The sequence below is a fragment of the Weissella tructae genome (assembly GCF_000732905.1).
GTDB classification, from domain to species: Bacteria; Bacillota; Bacilli; order Lactobacillales; family Lactobacillaceae; genus Weissella; species Weissella tructae.
The window spans coordinates 560021-580556 of record NZ_CP007588.1; the positions used below are offsets into that span (position 1 = coordinate 560021).

Sequence of the window (20536 nt, forward strand, 5' to 3'; positions counted from 1 at the left end):
CATGCAAAGAATTAAAAACTTTTTTCAAAGAAATGCGCTGAAACTACTTTTTATCACCTTGATTACATTATTGATCAGTGTTGTGATGCCTTTACCGTTTTATTCAGAAGAGCCAGGTTCTGCACAAAATCTGACAGAGCACGTGGAAATTGCCAATAAAAATCCAGACGTAAGTGGGGAATACTTGTTAACATCTGTTGGTATTCGCCAAGTTAATGTGTGGGGAATTGTAGATGCATGGTTTAACCCGCACAAGACAATTATCTCGGAAGCTGATGCTTTAGGCGGTTCAACGATGCAACAGGACCAAGCACTAAATGCGTTGTTTATGGCGTCATCGATCAACCAAGCGAAGGTGAATGCATACGAACGTGCAGATATTGACTATACTCGTGTCTTTAACGGTATCTACGTATTAAATGTCCAAGCTGATTCAGAATTCTTAGATGTCTTATCACCAGGTGACACGATTACAAGTGTTGATGGAAAGACGTTTACTAGCACGCAAGAATTCCAAGACTACATTCGCTCTAAAGGCATTGGCGACGCCTTAACCATTGGGTTTGAACATAATGGTAAAGCAGAGACTGCTAAGCGCAAAACGATTCGTTTAGGTACGAAGGGTGAACTTGCTGGGATTGGAATTACGTTAACAGAAGATACTGAAATCAAAGGGCAACCTGAAATTACAGCGGACTTAGGGGCTGTTGGTGGCCCATCTGGTGGTCTGATGTTAACGCTAGAAATGTATGATGCCATTACGGGGGCTGACCTCGCACGTGGTCGTGTGATTGCTGGAACAGGTACTATTGATCCTGATGGTAATGTCGGTGAAATTGGTGGGATGGATAAGAAAATTATTGCAGCGCGTGATGCTGGTGCAACAATCTTCTTCGCCCCATATGTGAAGCAAGATAAGAAATACCAAAAAGAAACAGGCAATACACAAACGAACTATGAAATTGCAAAAGAGACTGCGGCGGAATATGCACCTGATATGACCATTGTACCGGTGGAAACATTAGATGATGCGATTGCGTACTTAAGATAAGCAGTTGACATGAATTTTATATTTTGATAATCTAGATACATTGATTTGTACAGATAGTATGTGTAAAACATGCCGAACCAAAAGGCGGGACACTACACCACACTGGTGTAGCGTCCTTTTTTTATGGTAAATATCTTAAATAATCTAGAAAGGAAATGTAGAAGATGAATAAAAAAGAGTGGAATGTATTAGGGGCTGTGATTGCAGCTGGGTTAATGAGTTTTGGTGGTGTCTTAATTGAAACCGCAATGAACGTAACATTTCCCCATTTGATGCAAGAATTTAATACAGACGCAAGTGGTATCCAATGGGTAACAACAGGATATCTACTAGCCATCGCGATTGTTGTACCAATTTCAGCTTACTTAATTCGAAACTTTTCTGTTCGTAACCTATTCTTGTTTGCGGAAGGTATGTTCTTAATTGGACTAACGATGAATGCCTTTTCACCTGATATGACAGTCTTGTTGACAGGACGTATGTTACAGGGTGTGGGAACTGGAATCTCAATTCCATTGATGTTCCATATTATTTTGACAAAGGCACCATTGCAAAAGCGTGGTGTTATGATGGGAATCGGAACGATGACAACATCAATTGCACCAGCGATTGGTCCTACGTACGGAGGTATCTTACTAAGTACATTAGGATGGCGTAGTATCTTCTGGTTCTTGATCATTATCGTTATGGTTTCTTTGTTTATTGGTTTGAAGAGTATCCCAGCAGAAACGGTTAAGCGCGATGAGAAGTTTAATTTTGTTGCCTTCTTAACATTAGCACTTGGATTATCAATGTTGTTGCTAGCAGTTGAACAAATGTCAGCTACATGGCTAATGATTAGTTTGGTATCTTTGGTTGGATTCTATTTTGCTAACCGTAAGCGTATGTTGTTGAACTTGGCGATTTTTAAGTTCCGTCAATTTGACATGTTGATGTACTCATTGTTGGTTTACCAAGCAATGTTCTTAGGCCTATCATTTATCTTACCTAACTACTTGCAAATGGCGATGAATGCAACATCAACGCAAGCAGGACTATTCATGTTCCCAGCTGCTGTGATCGGAACAATATTAGCGCCAGTTTCAGGTCGTTTACTTGACCGCATTGGGGCAAAGGGACCAATTACCGTTGGATTAACAATCGCTACGATTGCCACAGTATTAATGGCAGTGTTCTTCCAAAGCATGAACTTCTGGGTATTGATGTTCGCTCAAATGTTGATGATGGTCGGAATTGGATTGTCATACAGTAACTTGATGACTACGACACTAGGAAGTCTTCCTGAAGAATTGAAGGGTGACGGAAATAGTATTGTTAACACATTGCTACAATTCGTGGCTGCTAGTGCAACTGCGATTGTGGCCCAAATTTTGGCCAGTGCCGTTGAAAATGACGCGGTAAATGGGGTTGTCGTCGGTGCGCAAGAAGGTGTTATCTTCTTGGCAACATTGATTGTTATCTCATGGTGTGTGTTTATGGTTGCGCGTCGTAAGATTGCCTAATAAAAACACTAAAAAGATCGCTGTGGAAACACGGCGGTCTTTTTTTATGCTCTTTTCAAAACGGGTTTTAGAGCGTATAATAGTAAGGACTGAAAAGAGCAAGGAGGTAGCGCAATGGCAGGACGAATTCCAGAAAACGTTGTCACGGAAATTCGGGAACGCGTTAATATTGTTGATGTGATTTCTCCATATGTTCAACTTAAAAAACAAGGACGGAATTTGTTTGGAAATTGTCCGTTTCATGAGGAACGAACACCTTCTTTTTCGGTAAACGAAGAGAAACAAATTTTTCATTGTTTTTCATGTGGTCGTGGGGGAAATGCATTTAGTTTCTTAATGGAATTAGAAAACCTTTCTTTCCCACAGGCGGTAGCCAAGGTGGCTCCGTTAGCAGACGTAACGCTTGATACGAGTTATCTGTCTGATGGAAAGACTGAAACAGTTGATCCACAAATCAAAGCCCTACGTGAATTGTATGCAGATGCAACAAAGCTCTATCATCATTTGTTGATTAATACAGCGAGTGGTGAAGATGCGCTGACGTATCTTCAAAATCGTGGGCTTGATGATCAAACAATTGATGCATTCATGCTTGGTTATGCACCAAAGAATGATGTCTTATTGGAATATTTCCAAGGGAAGGGCATTGACTATCAATTGTTACGTGCATCAGAATTATTTGTCGAATGGGATGATGGTTCATTGCATGACCGATTTAATGATCGGATTTTATTTACCATCCGTGACCAATCAGGCCACCCGATTGCTTTTTCTGGACGTCGCTTAACGCAAGATGATGACCAACCAAAGTATATCAACAGTCCTGAAAGTCCATTGTTTAATAAATCACGCGAGCTATTCAATCTTGATTTAGCCCAAAACGATATTAAACAAAGTAAACATGTCATCATGTTTGAAGGATTCATGGATGTGATTGCGGCATTTCAAGCTGGCGTTCGAAATGGGGTTGCCTCAATGGGAACCTCACTAACAGTTGAACAAGTACAGCGCTTAGACCGTATGGCCAATCAGATTACGATTGCCTATGATGCTGACGCAGCTGGACAAAAAGCAACTAAACGTGCATTAGACTTGTTAAGTCAAAAAGGTAGTATGCAAGTAAGCGTTGCGCATATTCCAGATAACCAAGATCCTGATGAATATTTGCGTTCTCATGATGCAGCAGCATTCATGGACCTTATGACACATCACACAGAAGATCCGGTTTCATTTAATATGCGTTATCTGCGACATGAGCGTAATTTGACCAATCAGAACGATGTGTTTGCTTATATTAGTGATGTGTTGAACCTTTTGGCTCGTATTGATTCAAAGGTTGTCCAAGACACGTATATGAATAAACTATCGCAAGAATTCAATATTAGTATTGAAGCCTTGCAAGAACAGATGCGTCCGTTCTTATTGCGAAAACGTGTCGATGAGGGCGCTTTTATTGAACCACCAGAAGAGGATGAGGATTTTGGTAATCCCGAAGCCAACTGGCAACCCTTGGTGGAACATAAAAAAGAAACGCCTACGCAGAAAGCCGAACAGATGCTGTTAGCGTGGATGTTACGAGATCCAGATGTCTGGTTAATGGTAACGCAAGATACTCGTTTTAGTTTTGCGGACGTTTCGTATGAGACCTTATACCAATTAACAACGGCATTCCGTGCACAAGGACACGCAACTGAAGCCATTGATATCCAGGTATTAATGGACTTTGTGCAAAAGCCAGATTTAAATCAAATCTTGGCCACGTTTAGTGCAATACCAGATGATCTGTTTCAAGATAAAAGTCATGTGACTGCATATATGCAAGTCATCATGACTAATGAGCCTTTGGCTCAACGTATTACCAACATCAAACAACAATTAGCTGATGCTCATGCACGTCATGATCAGGCTTTAGAAGCACAATTAAGTGTGGAATTGATTACGGCACTTCGTGAACAACAGCTAGCCAAAAAAATGTAGGAGATCTTTCATGACAGAAGAAAAAGCAAAAAACGTTGAGAACTTCTCACAAGCGGACTTAGACAAGGCCGTTAAGAAGATTATTAAGGAATTCAAGAAAGATAAAGAAATCCGCGAAGATCTATTGGAAACAACTTTGCTAAATCCATTGAAGCTAGACGAAACACAAATTGAAGAAGTCTATGCTGAAATTGAATCATCAGGGATTTCAATCGTTGACGAAAAGGGTGAACCAACTGAACGTGCTTTGAAGAACCGTAAGACAGCATTGTCTGCGAAGGAATTGAAGCAAGCAGCGGACGCCCCAACTGGTATGAAGATTAATGACCCAGTACGTATGTACTTGAAGGAAATTGGTCGTGTTTCTCTTTTGACAGGGGAACAAGAAGTTCACTTGGCTGAACGTATCGAAGATGGTGACGAACTTGCTAAGCAAGAACTTGCCGAAGCCAACTTGCGTTTGGTTGTCTCAATTGCCAAGCGTTATGTTGGACGTGGAATGCAATTCTTGGACTTGATTCAAGAAGGTAACATGGGATTGATGAAGGCCGTTGAAAAGTTTGATTACCGTAAGGGATTCAAGTTCTCAACTTACGCCACTTGGTGGATTCGTCAAGCGATTACTCGTGCGATTGCTGACCAAGCGCGTACAATTCGTATCCCTGTTCATATGGTTGAAACAATCAACAAGTTGATCCGTATCCAACGTAACTTGCTACAAGACTTGGGACGTGAACCAACACCTGAAGAAATTGGGGCCGAAATGGACATCCCAACAGAAAAGGTTCGTGACATCTTGAAGATTGCACAAGAACCAGTTTCATTGGAAACACCAATTGGTGAAGAGGATGATTCACATTTGGGAGACTTTATTGAAGACAATGAAGCTATCTCACCAGCTGATTCTGCTGCATACGAAATGTTGAAGGTACAACTTGAATCTGTATTGGATACACTTACACCACGTGAAGAACAAGTATTGCGTTTGCGTTTCGGTCTTGATGACGGACGTACGCGTACTTTGGAAGAAGTGGGTAAGGAATTTGGCGTGACACGTGAACGTATCCGTCAAATTGAAGCGAAGGCACTTCGTAAGCTACGCCATCCATCACGTTCAAAGCAATTGCGTGATTTCTTGGACTAAGATAGAATAATAAATAATAAATAAGAAGAACCAGCCTCAGAGCTGGTCCTTTTTATTAGGCGTCAATAATACGAGAAAGGAGCCTAAGAATGTACGTAAAAAAACAATTTATAGATTGTAGTTGGCCAGACTTCGGCTCCACTCGCTTCCATAATTCAAGACTCTAATCAGATTATCGGATAAATTATACCGATAGAATTGCATTAAGGAAGGACTTTATTTATGAATGCAGAAGAAAGACAAGAGAAATTAGCGGACTTTAGTTGGCCCGTGCTACTTTCTAATTTCTTTTCCGTTTTTGGAGAAGGAGTATATCGTTTTGGACTAAATTGGTTCATTGTATCTACTTATGGTGATGCTCGCTTACTTGGTTGGCTAACCGCTTTTGGGTTTATTGTGTATCTAGCCAATGACATGTATGTTGGAGCCGTATTGGATCGTTTTGATCGAAAGAAAGTCTTAGTTGCGGCCGACTTATTCGGAGGAATTGGACTATTAATCTTGTCTATGTTCCTAAATCCGGATTCGCCGCAATTAGTCATCTTATTCGCGCTAACATTTATCATGAACGTAGATATCTCATATGCATATCCAGCTGGACGTGCGGTGTTACCAGATGTTATCAAGAGTCGTTCAATTCCTCGTTTCAATGCTTTCGTTAGTGCAGCGTTCTCTGCTGGACAAGCGGTTGGGCCATTGGTAGGTGGAATCTTGTTGCATTTGGAATGGATTAACTTGCAAAGCTTTATGATTTTGTACGGTATCATGGTTGTTTTGACAGCATTGATTAACATGGCCATCAAATCAGTTCCTGAAGAAAAGCCAGATAAGGAACCAGAACCATTTATTGAAAGTTTGATCGATGGTTATCGTTATGTGGCACGTAAGCCCAAGCTATTCGAATCAATGTTGTTGACAGTTTGGGGGAATTTCTGTTTCGAAGGATTCATTATTTCGATGCCATTCTTGATTCAACGTGTTTATGGCGGTTCGGCAACGAATTACTCATCAGCGTTGACGGTTGCAGCGGTTTCTGGAATCGTTGCCGGTCTATTCTTGGCGCATAAGCCAACTTGGAACAAGATTAAGACATTATACTGGGACTTTTACCTACTAGGTGTCGTGTTCATTCTAGCGGCGTTTGTTAATACATTGTGGGCATTGGTAATTGTGATTATCGTGAACGGACTAATGCGTGCATCATTCGTTATTAAGATTAATACCGTGCGTCAAGAAGACAGTGCACCTGAATACTTAGGTCGTGTCTTTGGGATTTCATTCTTTGCGACTGATTTGTTTGTTCCAGTAATTACAATTACATTTGGATATGCAATTAGTGCATTGGGATCATGGATTCTATTGATTATCGGAATCATGTTACTAGCTGGATTTGCGGTGATTCGTCTTTACTGTCGTCATCGTGAAGAAAAGTTAGGATTAGTTTAATAATAAACTTTAAAAACCACTCATCTGAGTGGTTTTTTTGGTGTTCCCGTGTCTTTTCATGGTAAAATTGTCAGTAATCGAAACGTGTGGGAGAGATACCATGACAAAAGTATTAGTTGTTGATGATGAACCAGCATTGGTAACACTCGCAACCTATAATCTAGAGCAGGCCGGTTATACAGTAATTACCGCTAATGATGGTCGAAATCTAGTAGAAACTATTAAAACTGAACAAATTGACCTAGTCTTGTTAGACGTCATGTTGCCATATAAAAGTGGTATTGAATTGCTACGTGAAATTCGCGCTGAGAAACTAACATTACCAGTGATATTAATTACGGCCTTAGACGCAGAAGTCGACAAAATCGTTGGGCTTGAAATGGGCGCAGACGACTATGTTACGAAACCGTTTAGTCCACGTGAACTACTTGCGCGTATTAAAGCTGTTATGCGTCGTTTTGATGTAAGTCAAGAACAACAAGGCACAACTGACAACACGCAAGCATTTGGTTCATTAGCCATCAATTATGATCATCGATCAGCAACCAAGCATGGTGAACATGTTAAATTAACACCTAAAGAGTATGAATTACTGGTCTATTTAACAGCCAATGTTGGTCGTGTCCTGGAACGAGAAACAATTTTACATGGTGTCTGGGGATATGACGCAGCTGGATCAGATACCCGTATGGTTGATATGCACATGTCACATTTACGCGATAAAATTGAAGACAATCCCAAGCAACCAGAATACTTAAGAACAGTTCGTGGTATGGGATATCGCTTTGATTTACCTCATGTAACAAAGTAGGGGGATACTGATGAAAAAAAGTATCTATCATTTTATTAGCGCCTTTGTTGTCTTTATCTTTCTAAGTCTGATGATGGGCTATGTGTATGGACTATATAACAGAAACTTCCACTTTGATTGGGGTTACCTCGTGTTATCTGGTCTGATTATTAGCACCTTGTTTTTAATGTGGAATGCGTGGTTACGTTATCAACGTTCACAACATTTGAATGTGTTTATTCAAAAACTACAAGCGATGCAAACCAATCAATTCTCTATGGGTCAAATTTTATTACGCCCAGAAGAAGAATTTGCACCGTTAGCCAATGCGTTGAATGCGGTGCAACAAAGTAATCAGCAACGTCTTGCCATGTTACACCAACAATCACAAAAATTAGCTGCATTAGTGAATAATATGCCCTTAGGTGTGTTGCGAATTAATGACCAAAAGCAAATCGTTGAAATTAATAGTCTTGCCTATCAATTACTTCATCTAGAACGTAGAAGAGCAGTTGGACAACCTTTTAACAATGTTTTTAAAGTGCATAAATTAGTTACGCTGGTGAATCAGTCACTAACTACAGAAACCGATTCTCGTGAGCGTATCGCCATTGATGATCACTTATTAGACGTTTCAGTCGTGCATTACCAAACGAATCCACGTGAACAAAATGTGTTAATTCTGTTGTATGATGTAACGGAATTAACACAGATGCAAGAAATGCAGGCTGACTTTTTAGTTAACGCGTCCCATGAACTACGAACGCCCTTAACAGCATTATCAGGCTTCACGGAAACGTTATTAGCTGGAGCTAAGGATGATCCAGAAATCACAACACAATTCCTAGAAATTATGCAGGGCGAAGTGAACCGATTAATTACCTTAGCAGAAGATATTTTGACACTATCTCGAATTCCAAAAAATACGATTGAAGGGCATGCCATTTATCTAAAAGACTTGGTTGATGATGTTTTGATGCAACAGTCAAAATTATCAGAAGATTATCAAGTCACTTGTCATAATAATGTTGCAGATGACGTTCTTGTTTGGCAAGATGAACAAGATTTACGTCGAATTTTACTCAATTTAGTGGTAAATGCGGTAAAATATAATCGACAAGGCGGGGACGTCAACATATCAGCTACCCAAGAAACAGACTTGTTGATGTTACGTGTCACTGATACAGGAATCGGTATTCCTAGTGACCAACAAACTCGTATCTGGGAACGCTTTTATCGTGTTGATGAATCGCGTAACCAAACGATTCCAGGGACGGGGTTAGGACTATCCATTGTCTCTGATATCGTTAAAAATCGTTTTGGAACTGTTGATTTAACGAGTCAAGTCGGGGTTGGGACCAAAATAACGGTCACATTACCAACATTAAAACAAAAGAATGAATAATCATTCTTTTATATATAAACTAAACCTAAAATTTTAAGCAAAAGAGGCAAAAACATGACTAAGAAGCGTCCCGTATTGATTGGAGTAACCGGTGGTTCAGGATCAGGAAAGACAACTGTAAGTAACAAAATTTTTGAAAAGCTTGCTGGTGAATCAGTTACCATGATTCCGCAAGATGCTTACTATAACGACCAATCACACATGACAATGGATGAACGTAAGGCTGTGAATTATGACCATCCTGATTCTTTTGACACAGCATTGTTGTCAGAACACTTGGAACAATTGTTGGCGGGTAATGCAATTGAACAACCAACTTACGATTACAAGGACTATAACCGTGCTGCTGAAACGGTAACTGTAGAACCAACAGATGTTATCATCGTGGAAGGTGTGCTGTTATTCGTTGAACCTGCTGTCCGTGACTTGTTGGACATTAAGATCTATGTGGATACTGATGATGATCTTCGTTTCATTCGTCGTATGCAACGTGACTTCGTGGAACGTGGACGTTCTACTGAATCAGTGGTTGCACAGTACCTAGAAACAGTTAAGCCTATGTATCACCAATTCGTTGAACCAACTAAGCGCTATGCCAACATCATTTTGCCTGATGGTGGTGCAAACCTAGTTGGAATTGGGATGATTGAAGCACAAATTCGTGCTATTTTAGACGGACATGAACTAGAACAAAATTAATCACAATATAAACCTCTGTGTAGATTGAAGAATCTTGGCAGGGGTTTATTTTGATCGTATAAGTTGATTTAGAATAGGAAAAAAGAGTGGTTTTGATTGCATCTTGAAAAATAATGATTAATTTATCAGGAAGTTTATAGAAAAAATAGCTATATACCAACTAACAACGCGCTTTTATGTTATTCTAGATATAAGTAAAGATACACAAGGAGACACATATGTTGATTGCAACTTATAACCAAGCTGGTATGGGGAATGTCTTGATGCTATTGACAGCACAAGCAAATGGTTCTGTTACCGCTGAACAACACGGTGACGTCGTTCGTTTGATTGATGCCCAAAACCAAGTCGTTGGATTCAATATCTTAAACGCTACAGAACATTTACAAGACTTAGCAGGTGCCGGACAAGTTCATTTGTCAGCAAGCCAAGTTGAAACATTAAACACATTGATTCAAGCAAATGATTTTTCAGATGAATTAGTGGCTGATACAGATCCAAAGTTTGTTGTTGGGTATGTAGATAGCGTTACAACACATCCTGATTCTGATCATTTGCAAATTACGGACACACTTGTTGGTAATGATGAACATGTACAAATCGTATCTGGTTCACCAAACATGAAGGCCGGAATTACTGTTGTTGTTGCAAAAGTGGGAGCCATGATGCCTTCTGGTCTTATTATTTGGCCTGGGGAACTTCGTGGAGAAGCATCTAATGGGATGATCGTTTCAGGACGAGAACTTGGATTGCCGAATGCACCACAACAACCAGGTGCAATGATTTTACCAGATAATTTTGCACCAATCGGGACACCATTTGATCGTGAATCAGATGAAGCCCAAGCAATTTTTGACTAAGCAGATAGGGAGAAAGCGTATGGCTGAACAACGACCAATTGTCTACTTTCAGCGACTAATGGGGAACTACGATCGACAAGTTGCGGAAATTATGAAGGCAAAGCGTGAATACCTAGTATTTGCGGATGATGAAGAAATCATTGAAGAAGCGCCGGTAGTAATGTCCGAACCTGTCATTGTAGAAGTATTAGTACCAAAGCAAATGGCAACGCCATTTAAGACACCAACAATTGTTGAACTTAATGCGCCACTTGATGAGGCTGAAGTTTTGGATACAGAAATGTCTGTTACTGAAGCAGAAGATATGCATCAAGACATGATGGAACAACCCGTGGTTGAACCAATTGTCATGACGCCAACTCATCATGAGGAACCAAAAGCTGTTTCAACAAGCATGCCGGAAGCAACACCAAAGGTAGAAGAGAAAAAGGTTGAAGAAACACCTAAAGCCAAGCCTATGACAGGTTTGGGATTGAACCTGGATTCTATCTTTAATGAAGAATTTTCGGCTGAACAAACAGGATATTTTGGTAAATAAGAAAAAGACTAGGTAACTAGTCTTTTTTTGTACGGAACAGCTTTTAAATGTTTATTAAAGGGTAATCATTACGCTCTTTTTTTGCTAAAATAGACATTACACGCATCACGAATTATAAATAGTGGAGAAAAATCATGAACAAAGAAACAATGTACTATTTTATTGGGATTAAAGGATCAGGAATGAGCTCACTTGCTCGTATCTTGCATGATCAAGGATACCAAGTATCAGGTTCAGACATCGATGAATACACATTTACACAAAAGCCATTAGAAGAGGCGGGCATTGCTATTAAGTCATTTAATCCTGCTAACATTGAAGCTGGGATGACTGTTATTCGTGGAAACGCGTTTGAAGATGACCATATTGAAGTTGCGGCTGCGCTGGCACTAGGTGATGACATTACTTTGATGACATACCCTGAAGTTGTACAATCATTGATTGCACAATGCACTTCAATTGGAGTAGCCGGAGCACACGGTAAGACATCAACAACTGGATTATTGGCCCACGTACTGTCAGGAATCGCTCCGACATCATACTTGATTGGTGATGGAAGTGGTCGTGGTGTTCCAGATGCACGTTTCTTTGCTTTTGAAGCAGATGAATACCGTCGTCACTTTGAAGACTACCGCCCAGACTATGCCATTATGACAAACATTGACTTTGATCACCCTGACTACTTCTCAGGAATTGAAGATGTTCGTGCGGCATTCACTGATTTTGGAAATCATGTTAAGAAGGCTATTTTTGCTTGGGGAGACGATCCACATTTGCGTGAACTAGCCATTGATACACCAATGTATTTCTATGGAACAAACCCAGAAACAGATGACTTCTATGCGACAAACATTCGTCGTTCAACAACTGGGTCATCATTTGATGCATACTACCGTGGTGAATTCTTAGGTAGTTACGAAGTGCCATTGTTTGGACAACACGGTGTGTTGAACTCATTGGCAGTGGTCGCCGTGGGTCATTTTGAAAAGATGGATCCTGAATTAGTTAAGCAAGAATTAGCGTCTTTTAAGGGTGTTAAGCGCCGCTTTACGGAAAAGCAAATTGGCCCCGTAACCGTCATTGATGATTACGCACACCACCCATCAGAAATCAAAGCAACAATTGACGCTGCTCGTCAAAAGTATCCTGATCGTAAGATTGTGTCAGTCTTCCAACCACACACATTCAGTCGCACAATTGCATACCAAAGTGAATTTGCGGAAACACTAGACTTATCAGATGATGTTTACCTAACAGAAATTTTTGCCTCTGCACGTGAAGAACGCGGAGATATTCAATCTCAAGACTTAGGTGACAAGATTAGTAAGTTCCGTGGTATCGTATCTCCAGAACATGTTTCTCCATTGTTGAAGCACGAAGATGGTGTCTTTGTCTTCATGGGAGCGGGGGACTTGCAAAACACTGAATTTGCGTTTGAAAAGTTACTAGCTAACACACAAAATAATTTACAATAGTTAAATTTGTGTTTTAACTAAGTTTCACTTGCTATACTATTAGCAAGAATTTGAATAGAAGTGAGGAATAATATATGGATAATTATGAAAACCCACGCGTTGTTAATCAAGACAGTGCGGGTCTAAATGCCTTCTTCCGTAAGGTATACACATACATGGGATTAGCGTTGTTAGTTACTTTTGTGACAGCCTACATTGGTGTGACTGTTTTCCCACGTCAAATCGCAACAATCTTTAGTAGTCCAGCATCATCATTGGTAATGCTAGCTATCATGGTTGGGTTTGTGTTCTTGTTTAGTCGTAAAGTTATGACTAATCCAGGTGCCGCCTTTGGAATGTTGATGGGATTTGCCGTATTGAATGGTGCGACATTTGCCGTTATCGGAATGACTGTGGAAATGCCAACAATCATTTTTGCATTCTTGACAACAGTATTCTTGTTTGCTGGAATGGCTGCTTATGGTTTCTTAACAAAGAAGTCAATGGCATCATGGGGAAGCATTTTGTTCGGAGCAGTTATTGCTTTGATTATTGCGAACATCATTAACTTGTTCTTCTTTAACCAAACAATGTACCTTTTGGTATCAGTAATTGGTGTTGTCGTATTCGCGTTATACACAGCTTACGACATGAACATGTTGAAGAAGATGTATTATGAATATGGTAATGTTGATGCACGTACAACACAAGGATTAGCCGTTTCTGGTGCTTTGTCATTGTACATGGATTTCATTAACCTATTCATCTACTTGATTCGTTTGTTCTCAAGTCGCGATTAAAATCATCTAAATTAAGTAAACGAGATATTCTCGTGACCTAACCACTGAAGTATTCAACCTTCAGTGGTTTTTTTATACCTTTTTATGAAAATCAGGAAATAGATGGGATTGTGTTAATGCAAATGGTCTTTTTTCGTTAAGCGAGTCGGGTTTTCTGTTATGATGGAAGTACCTAATAAAACTGATGTTAACATCAAGAAAGAGTGTATTATGGCTAAACCAACCTTATTATTAATTGATGGAAATTCACTCGCATTCCGCGCATATTTTGCGTTGATTAATCAAGTTGAACGATTTGTCAGCCATACAGGGCTACACACAAACGCTTTGGTCGGATTCAATAACTTACTAGACGGAATTGTTGATCCATTCCAACCAGATTTAGCTTTAGTTGCGTGGGACAAAGGAAAGACGACTTTCCGTACTGAAAAGCTTGAATCATACAAAGGTACACGTGATTCAACGCCTACTGAATTAAGTGAACAATTCCCATATCTTCGTGAATTAGTTGAATTACATGGTATCAAAAGCTATGAATTGGCTAATTACGAAGCCGACGATATTATCGGAACAACTGCTCGTATGGGAGAGGCCGCGGGTTACCATGTCACGATTGTGACGGGGGACCGAGATTTAACGCAGTTAGTAACTGATAACTGTACTGTTTGGGTGACTAAAAAGGGAATTACTGAAATTGAAAAGTATGATCCTGCACTAATCGCGGAAACATTTGATGGTTTAACAGCTGCCCAAATTATTGAACTTAAGGGACTACAAGGGGATACTTCCGACAATTATCCTGGTATCGCCGGAATCGGTCCTAAGACAGCAATCAAATTAATGAAACAATTTAATACGATTCCTGAAATGTACGAACGCTTAGATGAATTAAAGCCTTCAAAGCAAAAAGAGAAGTTGATTGCTGGAGAGGCCGATGCCTTTTTGTCTCGCGAGCTAGCAACAATTTTGACAGATGCGCCCGTGGATTATGCACTAGAAGATTTGGCATATCGCGGACCTGATTACGTAAACATTGTGCCATTCTATGAACAACTAGATTTCAAACAACAATTAGCCAAGTTAGCTAGTCAAGGATACGTTGGGAATCAAGCAGACGGACAAACACCTAGTACGCAAAAGATTGCTTATACAGAATTAACACATGACAACCTGGCAGATTTAAAGAAACTAACCCAGACAATTAGTGTTTTTGTTGAATTAGATGACGCTAACTATCACACTGCTGCGCCAGTTGGAATTGTGCTAGGAAATGATGATCAAGGTTACTTTGTTACTCGTGATATTAATTTGCTAATTGAATCACCAGAAGCACAAGCTGTATTAGGGAATGAGCATATTCACAAGAATGTCTTTAACGCTAAAGCGACAATGATTACCTTGAATCGCGTAGGGTTACCATTAGCTGGATTACAATATGACTTACAATTGATGTCATATTTGACAGACACAAATGATAATTCAAGTGACCTTGGGTTACTTGCACAACAACATGATTACTATGGCCTACAACCTGATGCGGAAGTATATGGAACTGGTGCTAAGTTTGAAATTCCATTAGATGATGATATCTTCTTTAATCATTTGGCACAAAAAGCCCATGTGTTAGGATTTGTACCTGAGAAGCTAGCGGAAGATCTAAAATCACGCGAACAATTCGATCTATATCAAGAAATGGAATTACCATTAACAACTGTATTAGCCAAGATGGAAATGACAGGAATTAAGGTCGATAGTAATTTACTTCTTGAAATGGGTAGCAAGTTAGTCGAACGTTTAGCTGAATTAGAACAAACAATTTACGCACAAGCTGGTCATGAATTCAATGTACAATCACCAAAGCAATTAGGTGTCGTATTGTTTGAAGAAATGGGTTACACACCACTTAAGAAAACCAAAACGGGTTATTCAACAAGTGTAGAAGTACTTGAACAAATGGGTGATGTCCCAATTGTTGCGTCAATTTTAGCGTACCGTCAAATTGCGAAGATTAAGTCAACGTACATTGATGGATTGTTACGCGTGATTCATGGATCTGATTCAAAGGTTCATACGCACTACGAACAAGCCCTAACACAGACAGGACGTTTGGCTTCAAATGATCCTAATCTGCAAAACATTCCTGTTCGTGTAGAAGAAGGTCGCCAAATCCGTCAAGCCTTTACGGCTAGTCATGAAGATTGGGTCATTATGACCTTTGACTACTCTCAAATTGAATTGCGTGTGCTGGCGGCCATTACTGGTGATGAAAACATGCAAGCCGCCTTTAAGAGTGGTGAAGACATTCACGCAGATACTGCTCGTCGTGTCTTCGGTTTGAAGGAAGATCAACCAGTTGATTCTGACATGCGTCGTAAGGCAAAAGCCGTTAACTTTGGAATTGTTTATGGGATTTCTGACTTTGGTCTAGCTAAAAACATTGGCGTATCACGCTATGAAGCCAAAGATATGATTGAAAAGTACTTTGAACAATATCCAGGTATCAAGCGCTGGATGGATGAAATCATTACATTTGCTCAGGAAAATGGATATGTGGAAACGTTGGCTCATCGTCGTCGTTACTTACCAGATATTAAAGCTAAGAATTTCAATATTCGTAGTTTCGCTGAACGTACTGCGATGAATTCACCAATTCAAGGATCAGCGGCGGATATCATTAAGATTGCGATGTTGAATGTCCAAAAGGCACTTGATGAACAAGGTCTACAAGCAAAAATGTTACTACAAGTGCATGACGAATTGATTTTCGAAGCACCACAAGACGAAGTCGAATTACTACACAAATTGATTCCTGAAGTAATGGATTCTGCAATGGCATTAAGTGTCCCATTGAAGGTCTCTTCACACGAGGGTTCAAGTTGGTATGATGCCAAGTAATTCGTAGTAGCTACAACAAATAACTAAAAGGAGACTAGTTGAATACCATTTCAGCTAGTCTCTTTTTGTATATTATTGATACTTGCACTTCTTTTTCATAAGCGTTAAACTGTAGGTGTACCTAATTGGTATATCCGAATACACTCGACGTATTACACAAACAGGGGGGACAAGTATTATGGCTTTGAACGATAAAGTAGATGGACTAAAAGATCAAGCAACTGGTAAGGTAAAGGAAGTTTCCGGCGCAGTAACTGGTGATACTAAGACTGAACTAGAAGGTAAAGCAGAAGGGTTGCTTGGAAAAGCAAAGGATGCCTTTGGCGACGTAAAAGATGCCGCATCTGATGCAGTAGACGATGTAAAAAAGAAATTTGATAAGTAATAGTTATCTAGCTAACGATTAAATCGTTGGCTTTTTTTATTAGAAAAATAATCACAAAAAAGCCCCATTCATGTAATTTGAATGGGGTTTCTGTCTTTAATTCAAAAAGGTTGTATGTTTTGCTTTCCAATCTTCTAGCTTAATACCAACCCAGAAGCCATAAATACCTAAAGTAATGATCATTAATAGCAACCACTTAATCCAGTGTCCAAATAAACCAACGGCACTCCCATTAAATTGCATCCGATGACCTTCGATGACAGTATGATTAATTTTCCAACCATATGTCATACATAGTGCCCAAGGATACAAAATACCCAACGAGATGATTGTGACAAATGCACCTAGCAATGTCCAAAAAATTAAAGACAACAATCCGCCATCAAAAAAGGACTTACGTCCATATTTCATTTCTGGTCCCATCATAAGAACCTCCTTTATGTCTGTTAGATAAAACATCGTCTCCTAGTATAAATCAATATCTCAATTTTTCACAACATCTGATAAACAGTTTCGATACTTCAGTAATTTTAGGATATTGGCTTTGTTTAAATCAAAACCACTTGCATAACTCAGCCCCCATCTAGATGGTTAATACACTAACTAGATAGGTGCTTTTTTGTTGTTTAAAATTGGACGATAAGCAACCGCCTCAAGGCTTTAGAATCTGTGATATAATAAGCGATAAATGTCAGGTTATTCACGTAATAGATATCTACAATTAACTACTATTTACAATAGTTAGTATGAAAGTTAGTACGAATTGAAAACAGGTATCAGAAACCCTGTTATATCAAGGAAAGGAGCATATCATGCCGGAACTTCCAGAAGTGGAAACGGTCCGTCGCGGACTAAACCGCCTAGTTAAAGGTCAAACAATTGAATCAGTCGAGGTTCGATGGGATAAGACCATCTCGAATATGACACCAGAAGAATTTGATGCAGAAATCGCAGGACGTACGATTGAAGTGGTAGAGCGTCGTGGAAAGTACTTGTTATTCAGATTATCTGGTAAGAAAACATTGGTTTCTCATCTAAGAATGGAAGGTGCGTACTATACGATGCCTGCAGGAACTGAACCTGGTAAGCATGATTTAGTTACTTTCAAGTTAACAGATGATATTGATTTATTCTATCGAGATACTCGTAAATTTGGTCGTATGGCTTTAGTGAATGATACAGATGTGATGTCTGTAGCAGGATTAGCTAAGATTGGTCCTGAGCCAACCGAAGAGGCGTTAGATTTAGAATACATGGTAACCATTTTTGGTAAATCAAGAACCGCCATTAAGCCATTTTTATTAGATCAAAGTAAAATTGCGGGTATTGGTAACATCTATGCCGATGAAGTTTTATGGCAAACGATGATACATCCGCTGACTAAAACTAATGACGTTACACCAACGGAACTAGCCGAACTTCGTCTTAATATTATTAACGAAATGGCTCGTTCAATTGCTCACCATGGAACAACCGTTCACAGCTTTACAGACGCCTTCGGAGAAGCTGGTGAATTCCAAAATGAACTGGATGTTTATGGACGTCACGGTGAACCTTGTTTACGCTGTGGTACCGAATTAGTCAAAATTAAAGTCGCGCAACGTGGAACAACATTCTGTCCCAAGTGTCAAATTCAAAAGGAGCCATAATGTATAAGTTAGGCTTAACAGGCGGTATCGCAACAGGTAAATCAACCGTTGTATCCTATCTAAAGGAACAAAACATTCCTGTAATTGATGCAGATGAAGTCGCACATGATTTACTAGCTAATGATGTAGCCTTATTGGCGGAATTACGTCATGCATTCGGTGATGACATTTTTATCGATGACATTTTATCACGACCTGCATTAGGTAAACGTGTTTTCGGTGACGAAGATGCATTACAAACATTGAATAGCATTACGCATCCACGTATCTATCAACGAATTGAAGATTTAGGGACAAAGTCTGCAGAAACAGGGGCAAATTTAGTCGTATATGACATTCCTTTGTTATTGGAAACAACTCCGAAAATGCATTTTGATGGTATTATGGTGGTTGCAATCGATACAAAGACCCAATTAAGCCGATTAATGGCCCGAAACAATCTTTCAAAAGAGGATGCACAAAAAAGAATTGCTGCACAAATGCCCATTCAAGATAAAGTTGCGTTAGCTGACTTTGTCATTGATAATAGCGGCACACGCGCAGAAACCTACACTCAGGTTGCGCACGTTTTAACAACAATATCAAATCAATAACCCACACATTAAGAGGAGGTCAGCATGGTTGCTTTTGCTTTACACCAACGTTATCACTTACAGCACTCCGCTGACTTAACAACAGAACAAATTACGGCATTAACCCAAGTTTATTTGCCAATTATTGGGCATGATGCCTTTGTTCTATACATGTACTGGCAAACATCGCCACATTCAACCGAATTACGTAATCATACACAATTGATGAACATGACCAACCTAGGTTTAAAGACATTTGAAAACAGTCGTCATCAATTAGAAGGTTTGGGTCTAATCAAAACATATGAACAACCGCTATCTGCAGAAACGCAATGGACATATGTCTTACAAAACCCCATGACTATGACACAATTCTTGTCTGATCGTCTGTTGACTAGTTTATTGACACATTACATTGGGGAAGCCGCTGTTACACAACTCGTGACTACTGCGCAAATGCAAGCAGTGGAACCTGCGGGTAAAAATGTGTCACGTTCATTCTTTGATATTATTGGAGATAATGCATTCACACCATTAAGCCAAGCACCATTAGTACATCAACCAACACCAACGCTAACGAAAGTTAGTCAAAGTGACCAATTAGATCTAAAATTAATGGCCCAAATGTTATCATCATTCTCTGTTTCAATGGCAGAATTGAAAGCAAAAGAGAGTGAGCTTTTAATTGAGAAAAAGCTATATGGTTTGACTGATACGGACCTGGTTCGTTTAATTCAACAGCATGTAAATCTAGATAAGACAATTGATATTACTAATTTACGTAAAACGCTTCAAAAAACAGTCACGGCGCAACAAAAGAAGCCATTACAACAACCATCACCGGCATCAACTTCTGGTAGTTCTGGCATTGAACAAGCAAAAACGACACCTAAAACAGCATCTGATATGTTGATGCAACAAGTCCGTACCGCAAGTCCAATTACATTCTTACAAGCCTTAAGGCAACGTAATAATGGTTTCATTACAGACGCAGAAGTGAAGTTATTGAATGATATTGCACAATTAAACACATTACCTAGTGAAGTGATTAATGTCCTCTTGTTTGAATTAACAGTCACACAAAAGAAGACGACCATTAATCGTAATTATATGCAGGCGATTGTCAATGATTGGGCACAAGCACAAATCAAAGATGCGCCGGCAGCTTTTGAGTATTTAAAAGCGCGTTCAAGTAAACAACGTGAACAAACACAGAAACCTAAAACATACTACAATCAACCTAATCGCCGTCATGTTCAAGAACAACGACCTGATTGGGAGAAACAAACGGTTGCCAAAGTATCTAATGCAGATAAAGAAGCCGCTGCAAAGTTATTAGCTGAATTCGGCAGCGAAACAAAGGAGTAAG

The 20536-nt window shown here is 39.6% G+C and carries 18 protein-coding genes; 17 read left to right on the forward strand and 1 reads right to left on the reverse strand.

Features of this window, described 5'->3' with window-relative positions:
- Nucleotide 1: 1 nt before the first annotated feature.
- From WS08_RS02750 to WS08_RS02815, 14 genes are all read left to right on the forward strand, one after another.
- A complete protein-coding gene (locus tag WS08_RS02750) occupies nucleotides 2-1051 on the forward strand; it encodes a SepM family pheromone-processing serine protease (protein WP_038528205.1) in 1050 nt (349 codons plus the stop codon).
- A 164-nt stretch (nucleotides 1052-1215) separates the two neighbouring features.
- On the forward strand, nucleotides 1216-2553 hold the full coding sequence (locus tag WS08_RS02755; RefSeq protein WP_009765413.1) for an MFS transporter: 1338 nt from the start codon (nucleotides 1216-1218) through the stop codon (nucleotides 2551-2553).
- Nucleotides 2554-2667: 114 nt separating this feature from the next.
- Nucleotides 2668-4530: a DNA primase gene (dnaG, locus tag WS08_RS02760; RefSeq protein ID WP_009765412.1), complete on the forward strand. Its 1863-nt coding sequence runs from the start codon at nucleotides 2668-2670 to the stop codon at nucleotides 4528-4530.
- Nucleotides 4531-4540: 10 nt separating this feature from the next.
- Nucleotides 4541-5674 (forward strand): RNA polymerase sigma factor RpoD, encoded by a 1134-nt coding sequence (gene rpoD, locus WS08_RS02765; RefSeq protein WP_009765411.1) that lies wholly within the window; start codon nucleotides 4541-4543, stop codon nucleotides 5672-5674.
- A gap of 222 nt (nucleotides 5675-5896) precedes the next feature.
- Nucleotides 5897-7120 carry an MFS transporter gene (locus WS08_RS02770; RefSeq protein ID WP_009765410.1) on the forward strand — a complete coding sequence of 408 codons (1224 nt, stop codon included), beginning with the start codon at nucleotides 5897-5899 and terminating at the stop codon, nucleotides 7118-7120.
- A gap of 100 nt (nucleotides 7121-7220) precedes the next feature.
- Nucleotides 7221-7931 carry a response regulator transcription factor gene (locus tag WS08_RS02775; RefSeq protein WP_009765409.1) on the forward strand — a complete coding sequence of 237 codons (711 nt, stop codon included), beginning with the start codon at nucleotides 7221-7223 and terminating at the stop codon, nucleotides 7929-7931.
- A gap of 10 nt (nucleotides 7932-7941) precedes the next feature.
- Entirely contained in the window at nucleotides 7942-9315 is a 1374-nt protein-coding gene (locus WS08_RS02780; protein ID WP_009765408.1) for a sensor histidine kinase, read from the forward strand.
- A 54-nt stretch (nucleotides 9316-9369) separates the two neighbouring features.
- Nucleotides 9370-10014: a uridine kinase gene (udk, locus tag WS08_RS02785; RefSeq protein WP_009765407.1), complete on the forward strand. Its 645-nt coding sequence runs from the start codon at nucleotides 9370-9372 to the stop codon at nucleotides 10012-10014.
- A gap of 218 nt (nucleotides 10015-10232) precedes the next feature.
- Nucleotides 10233-10874 carry a YtpR family tRNA-binding protein gene (gene ytpR, locus WS08_RS02790; protein ID WP_009765406.1) on the forward strand — a complete coding sequence of 214 codons (642 nt, stop codon included), beginning with the start codon at nucleotides 10233-10235 and terminating at the stop codon, nucleotides 10872-10874.
- A gap of 19 nt (nucleotides 10875-10893) precedes the next feature.
- A complete protein-coding gene (locus WS08_RS02795) occupies nucleotides 10894-11412 on the forward strand; it encodes a hypothetical protein (protein WP_009765405.1) in 519 nt (172 codons plus the stop codon).
- A gap of 134 nt (nucleotides 11413-11546) precedes the next feature.
- Nucleotides 11547-12887: a UDP-N-acetylmuramate--L-alanine ligase gene (murC, locus tag WS08_RS02800; RefSeq protein ID WP_009765404.1), complete on the forward strand. Its 1341-nt coding sequence runs from the start codon at nucleotides 11547-11549 to the stop codon at nucleotides 12885-12887.
- A gap of 74 nt (nucleotides 12888-12961) precedes the next feature.
- Nucleotides 12962-13666 carry a Bax inhibitor-1/YccA family protein gene (locus WS08_RS02805; protein ID WP_009765403.1) on the forward strand — a complete coding sequence of 235 codons (705 nt, stop codon included), beginning with the start codon at nucleotides 12962-12964 and terminating at the stop codon, nucleotides 13664-13666.
- 210 nt (nucleotides 13667-13876) lie between these two features.
- On the forward strand, nucleotides 13877-16561 hold the full coding sequence (gene polA / locus WS08_RS02810) for a DNA polymerase I (protein ID WP_009765402.1): 2685 nt from the start codon (nucleotides 13877-13879) through the stop codon (nucleotides 16559-16561).
- A gap of 178 nt (nucleotides 16562-16739) precedes the next feature.
- Entirely contained in the window at nucleotides 16740-16946 is a 207-nt protein-coding gene (locus tag WS08_RS02815; protein ID WP_009765401.1) for a CsbD family protein, read from the forward strand.
- A 96-nt stretch (nucleotides 16947-17042) separates the two neighbouring features.
- Here the strand turns inward: WS08_RS02815 and WS08_RS02820 are convergent, their stop codons facing one another.
- Nucleotides 17043-17369, reverse strand: coding sequence for a DUF898 family protein (locus WS08_RS02820; RefSeq protein ID WP_009765400.1), 327 nt, complete (start codon nucleotides 17367-17369; stop codon nucleotides 17043-17045).
- A gap of 389 nt (nucleotides 17370-17758) precedes the next feature.
- On the opposite strand from WS08_RS02820, the gene mutM reads away from it, so the two are divergent.
- Genes mutM through WS08_RS02835 form a run of 3 tightly spaced genes read left to right on the forward strand, consistent with a single transcriptional unit; the run spans nucleotide 17759 to nucleotide 20535 of the window.
- Nucleotides 17759-18595, forward strand: a complete 837-nt coding sequence (gene mutM, locus WS08_RS02825) for a bifunctional DNA-formamidopyrimidine glycosylase/DNA-(apurinic or apyrimidinic site) lyase (RefSeq protein ID WP_009765399.1) — start codon at nucleotides 17759-17761, stop codon at nucleotides 18593-18595.
- On the forward strand, nucleotides 18595-19188 hold the full coding sequence (gene coaE, locus WS08_RS02830; RefSeq protein WP_009765398.1) for a dephospho-CoA kinase: 594 nt from the start codon (nucleotides 18595-18597) through the stop codon (nucleotides 19186-19188). Before mutM ends, coaE begins: the two co-directional genes overlap by 1 nt.
- Nucleotides 19189-19212: 24 nt before the next feature.
- Nucleotides 19213-20535 (forward strand): DnaD domain protein, encoded by a 1323-nt coding sequence (locus tag WS08_RS02835; protein ID WP_009765397.1) that lies wholly within the window; start codon nucleotides 19213-19215, stop codon nucleotides 20533-20535.
- The last annotated feature ends 1 nt before the right edge of the window (nucleotide 20536 follow it).

What these genes read in the sequence shown, in the direction of transcription:
- WS08_RS02750 (WP_038528205.1), top strand. Translation starts at nt 2, where the DNA reads ATGCAAAGAATTAAAAACTTTTTTCAAAGAAATGCGCTGAAACTACTT.
- WS08_RS02755 (WP_009765413.1), top strand. Translation starts at nt 1,216, where the DNA reads ATGAATAAAAAAGAGTGGAATGTATTAGGGGCTGTGATTGCAGCTGGG.
- dnaG (WP_009765412.1), top strand. Translation starts at nt 2,668, where the DNA reads ATGGCAGGACGAATTCCAGAAAACGTTGTCACGGAAATTCGGGAACGC.
- rpoD (WP_009765411.1), top strand. Translation starts at nt 4,541, where the DNA reads ATGACAGAAGAAAAAGCAAAAAACGTTGAGAACTTCTCACAAGCGGAC.
- WS08_RS02770 (WP_009765410.1), top strand. Translation starts at nt 5,897, where the DNA reads ATGAATGCAGAAGAAAGACAAGAGAAATTAGCGGACTTTAGTTGGCCC.
- WS08_RS02775 (WP_009765409.1), top strand. Translation starts at nt 7,221, where the DNA reads ATGACAAAAGTATTAGTTGTTGATGATGAACCAGCATTGGTAACACTC.
- WS08_RS02780 (WP_009765408.1), top strand. Translation starts at nt 7,942, where the DNA reads ATGAAAAAAAGTATCTATCATTTTATTAGCGCCTTTGTTGTCTTTATC.
- udk (WP_009765407.1), top strand. Translation starts at nt 9,370, where the DNA reads ATGACTAAGAAGCGTCCCGTATTGATTGGAGTAACCGGTGGTTCAGGA.
- ytpR (WP_009765406.1), top strand. Translation starts at nt 10,233, where the DNA reads ATGTTGATTGCAACTTATAACCAAGCTGGTATGGGGAATGTCTTGATG.
- WS08_RS02795 (WP_009765405.1), top strand. Translation starts at nt 10,894, where the DNA reads ATGGCTGAACAACGACCAATTGTCTACTTTCAGCGACTAATGGGGAAC.
- murC (WP_009765404.1), top strand. Translation starts at nt 11,547, where the DNA reads ATGAACAAAGAAACAATGTACTATTTTATTGGGATTAAAGGATCAGGA.
- WS08_RS02805 (WP_009765403.1), top strand. Translation starts at nt 12,962, where the DNA reads ATGGATAATTATGAAAACCCACGCGTTGTTAATCAAGACAGTGCGGGT.
- polA (WP_009765402.1), top strand. Translation starts at nt 13,877, where the DNA reads ATGGCTAAACCAACCTTATTATTAATTGATGGAAATTCACTCGCATTC.
- WS08_RS02815 (WP_009765401.1), top strand. Translation starts at nt 16,740, where the DNA reads ATGGCTTTGAACGATAAAGTAGATGGACTAAAAGATCAAGCAACTGGT.
- WS08_RS02820 (WP_009765400.1), bottom strand. Translation starts at nt 17,369, where the DNA reads ATGGGACCAGAAATGAAATATGGACGTAAGTCCTTTTTTGATGGCGGA.
- mutM (WP_009765399.1), top strand. Translation starts at nt 17,759, where the DNA reads ATGCCGGAACTTCCAGAAGTGGAAACGGTCCGTCGCGGACTAAACCGC.
- coaE (WP_009765398.1), top strand. Translation starts at nt 18,595, where the DNA reads ATGTATAAGTTAGGCTTAACAGGCGGTATCGCAACAGGTAAATCAACC.
- WS08_RS02835 (WP_009765397.1), top strand. Translation starts at nt 19,213, where the DNA reads ATGGTTGCTTTTGCTTTACACCAACGTTATCACTTACAGCACTCCGCT.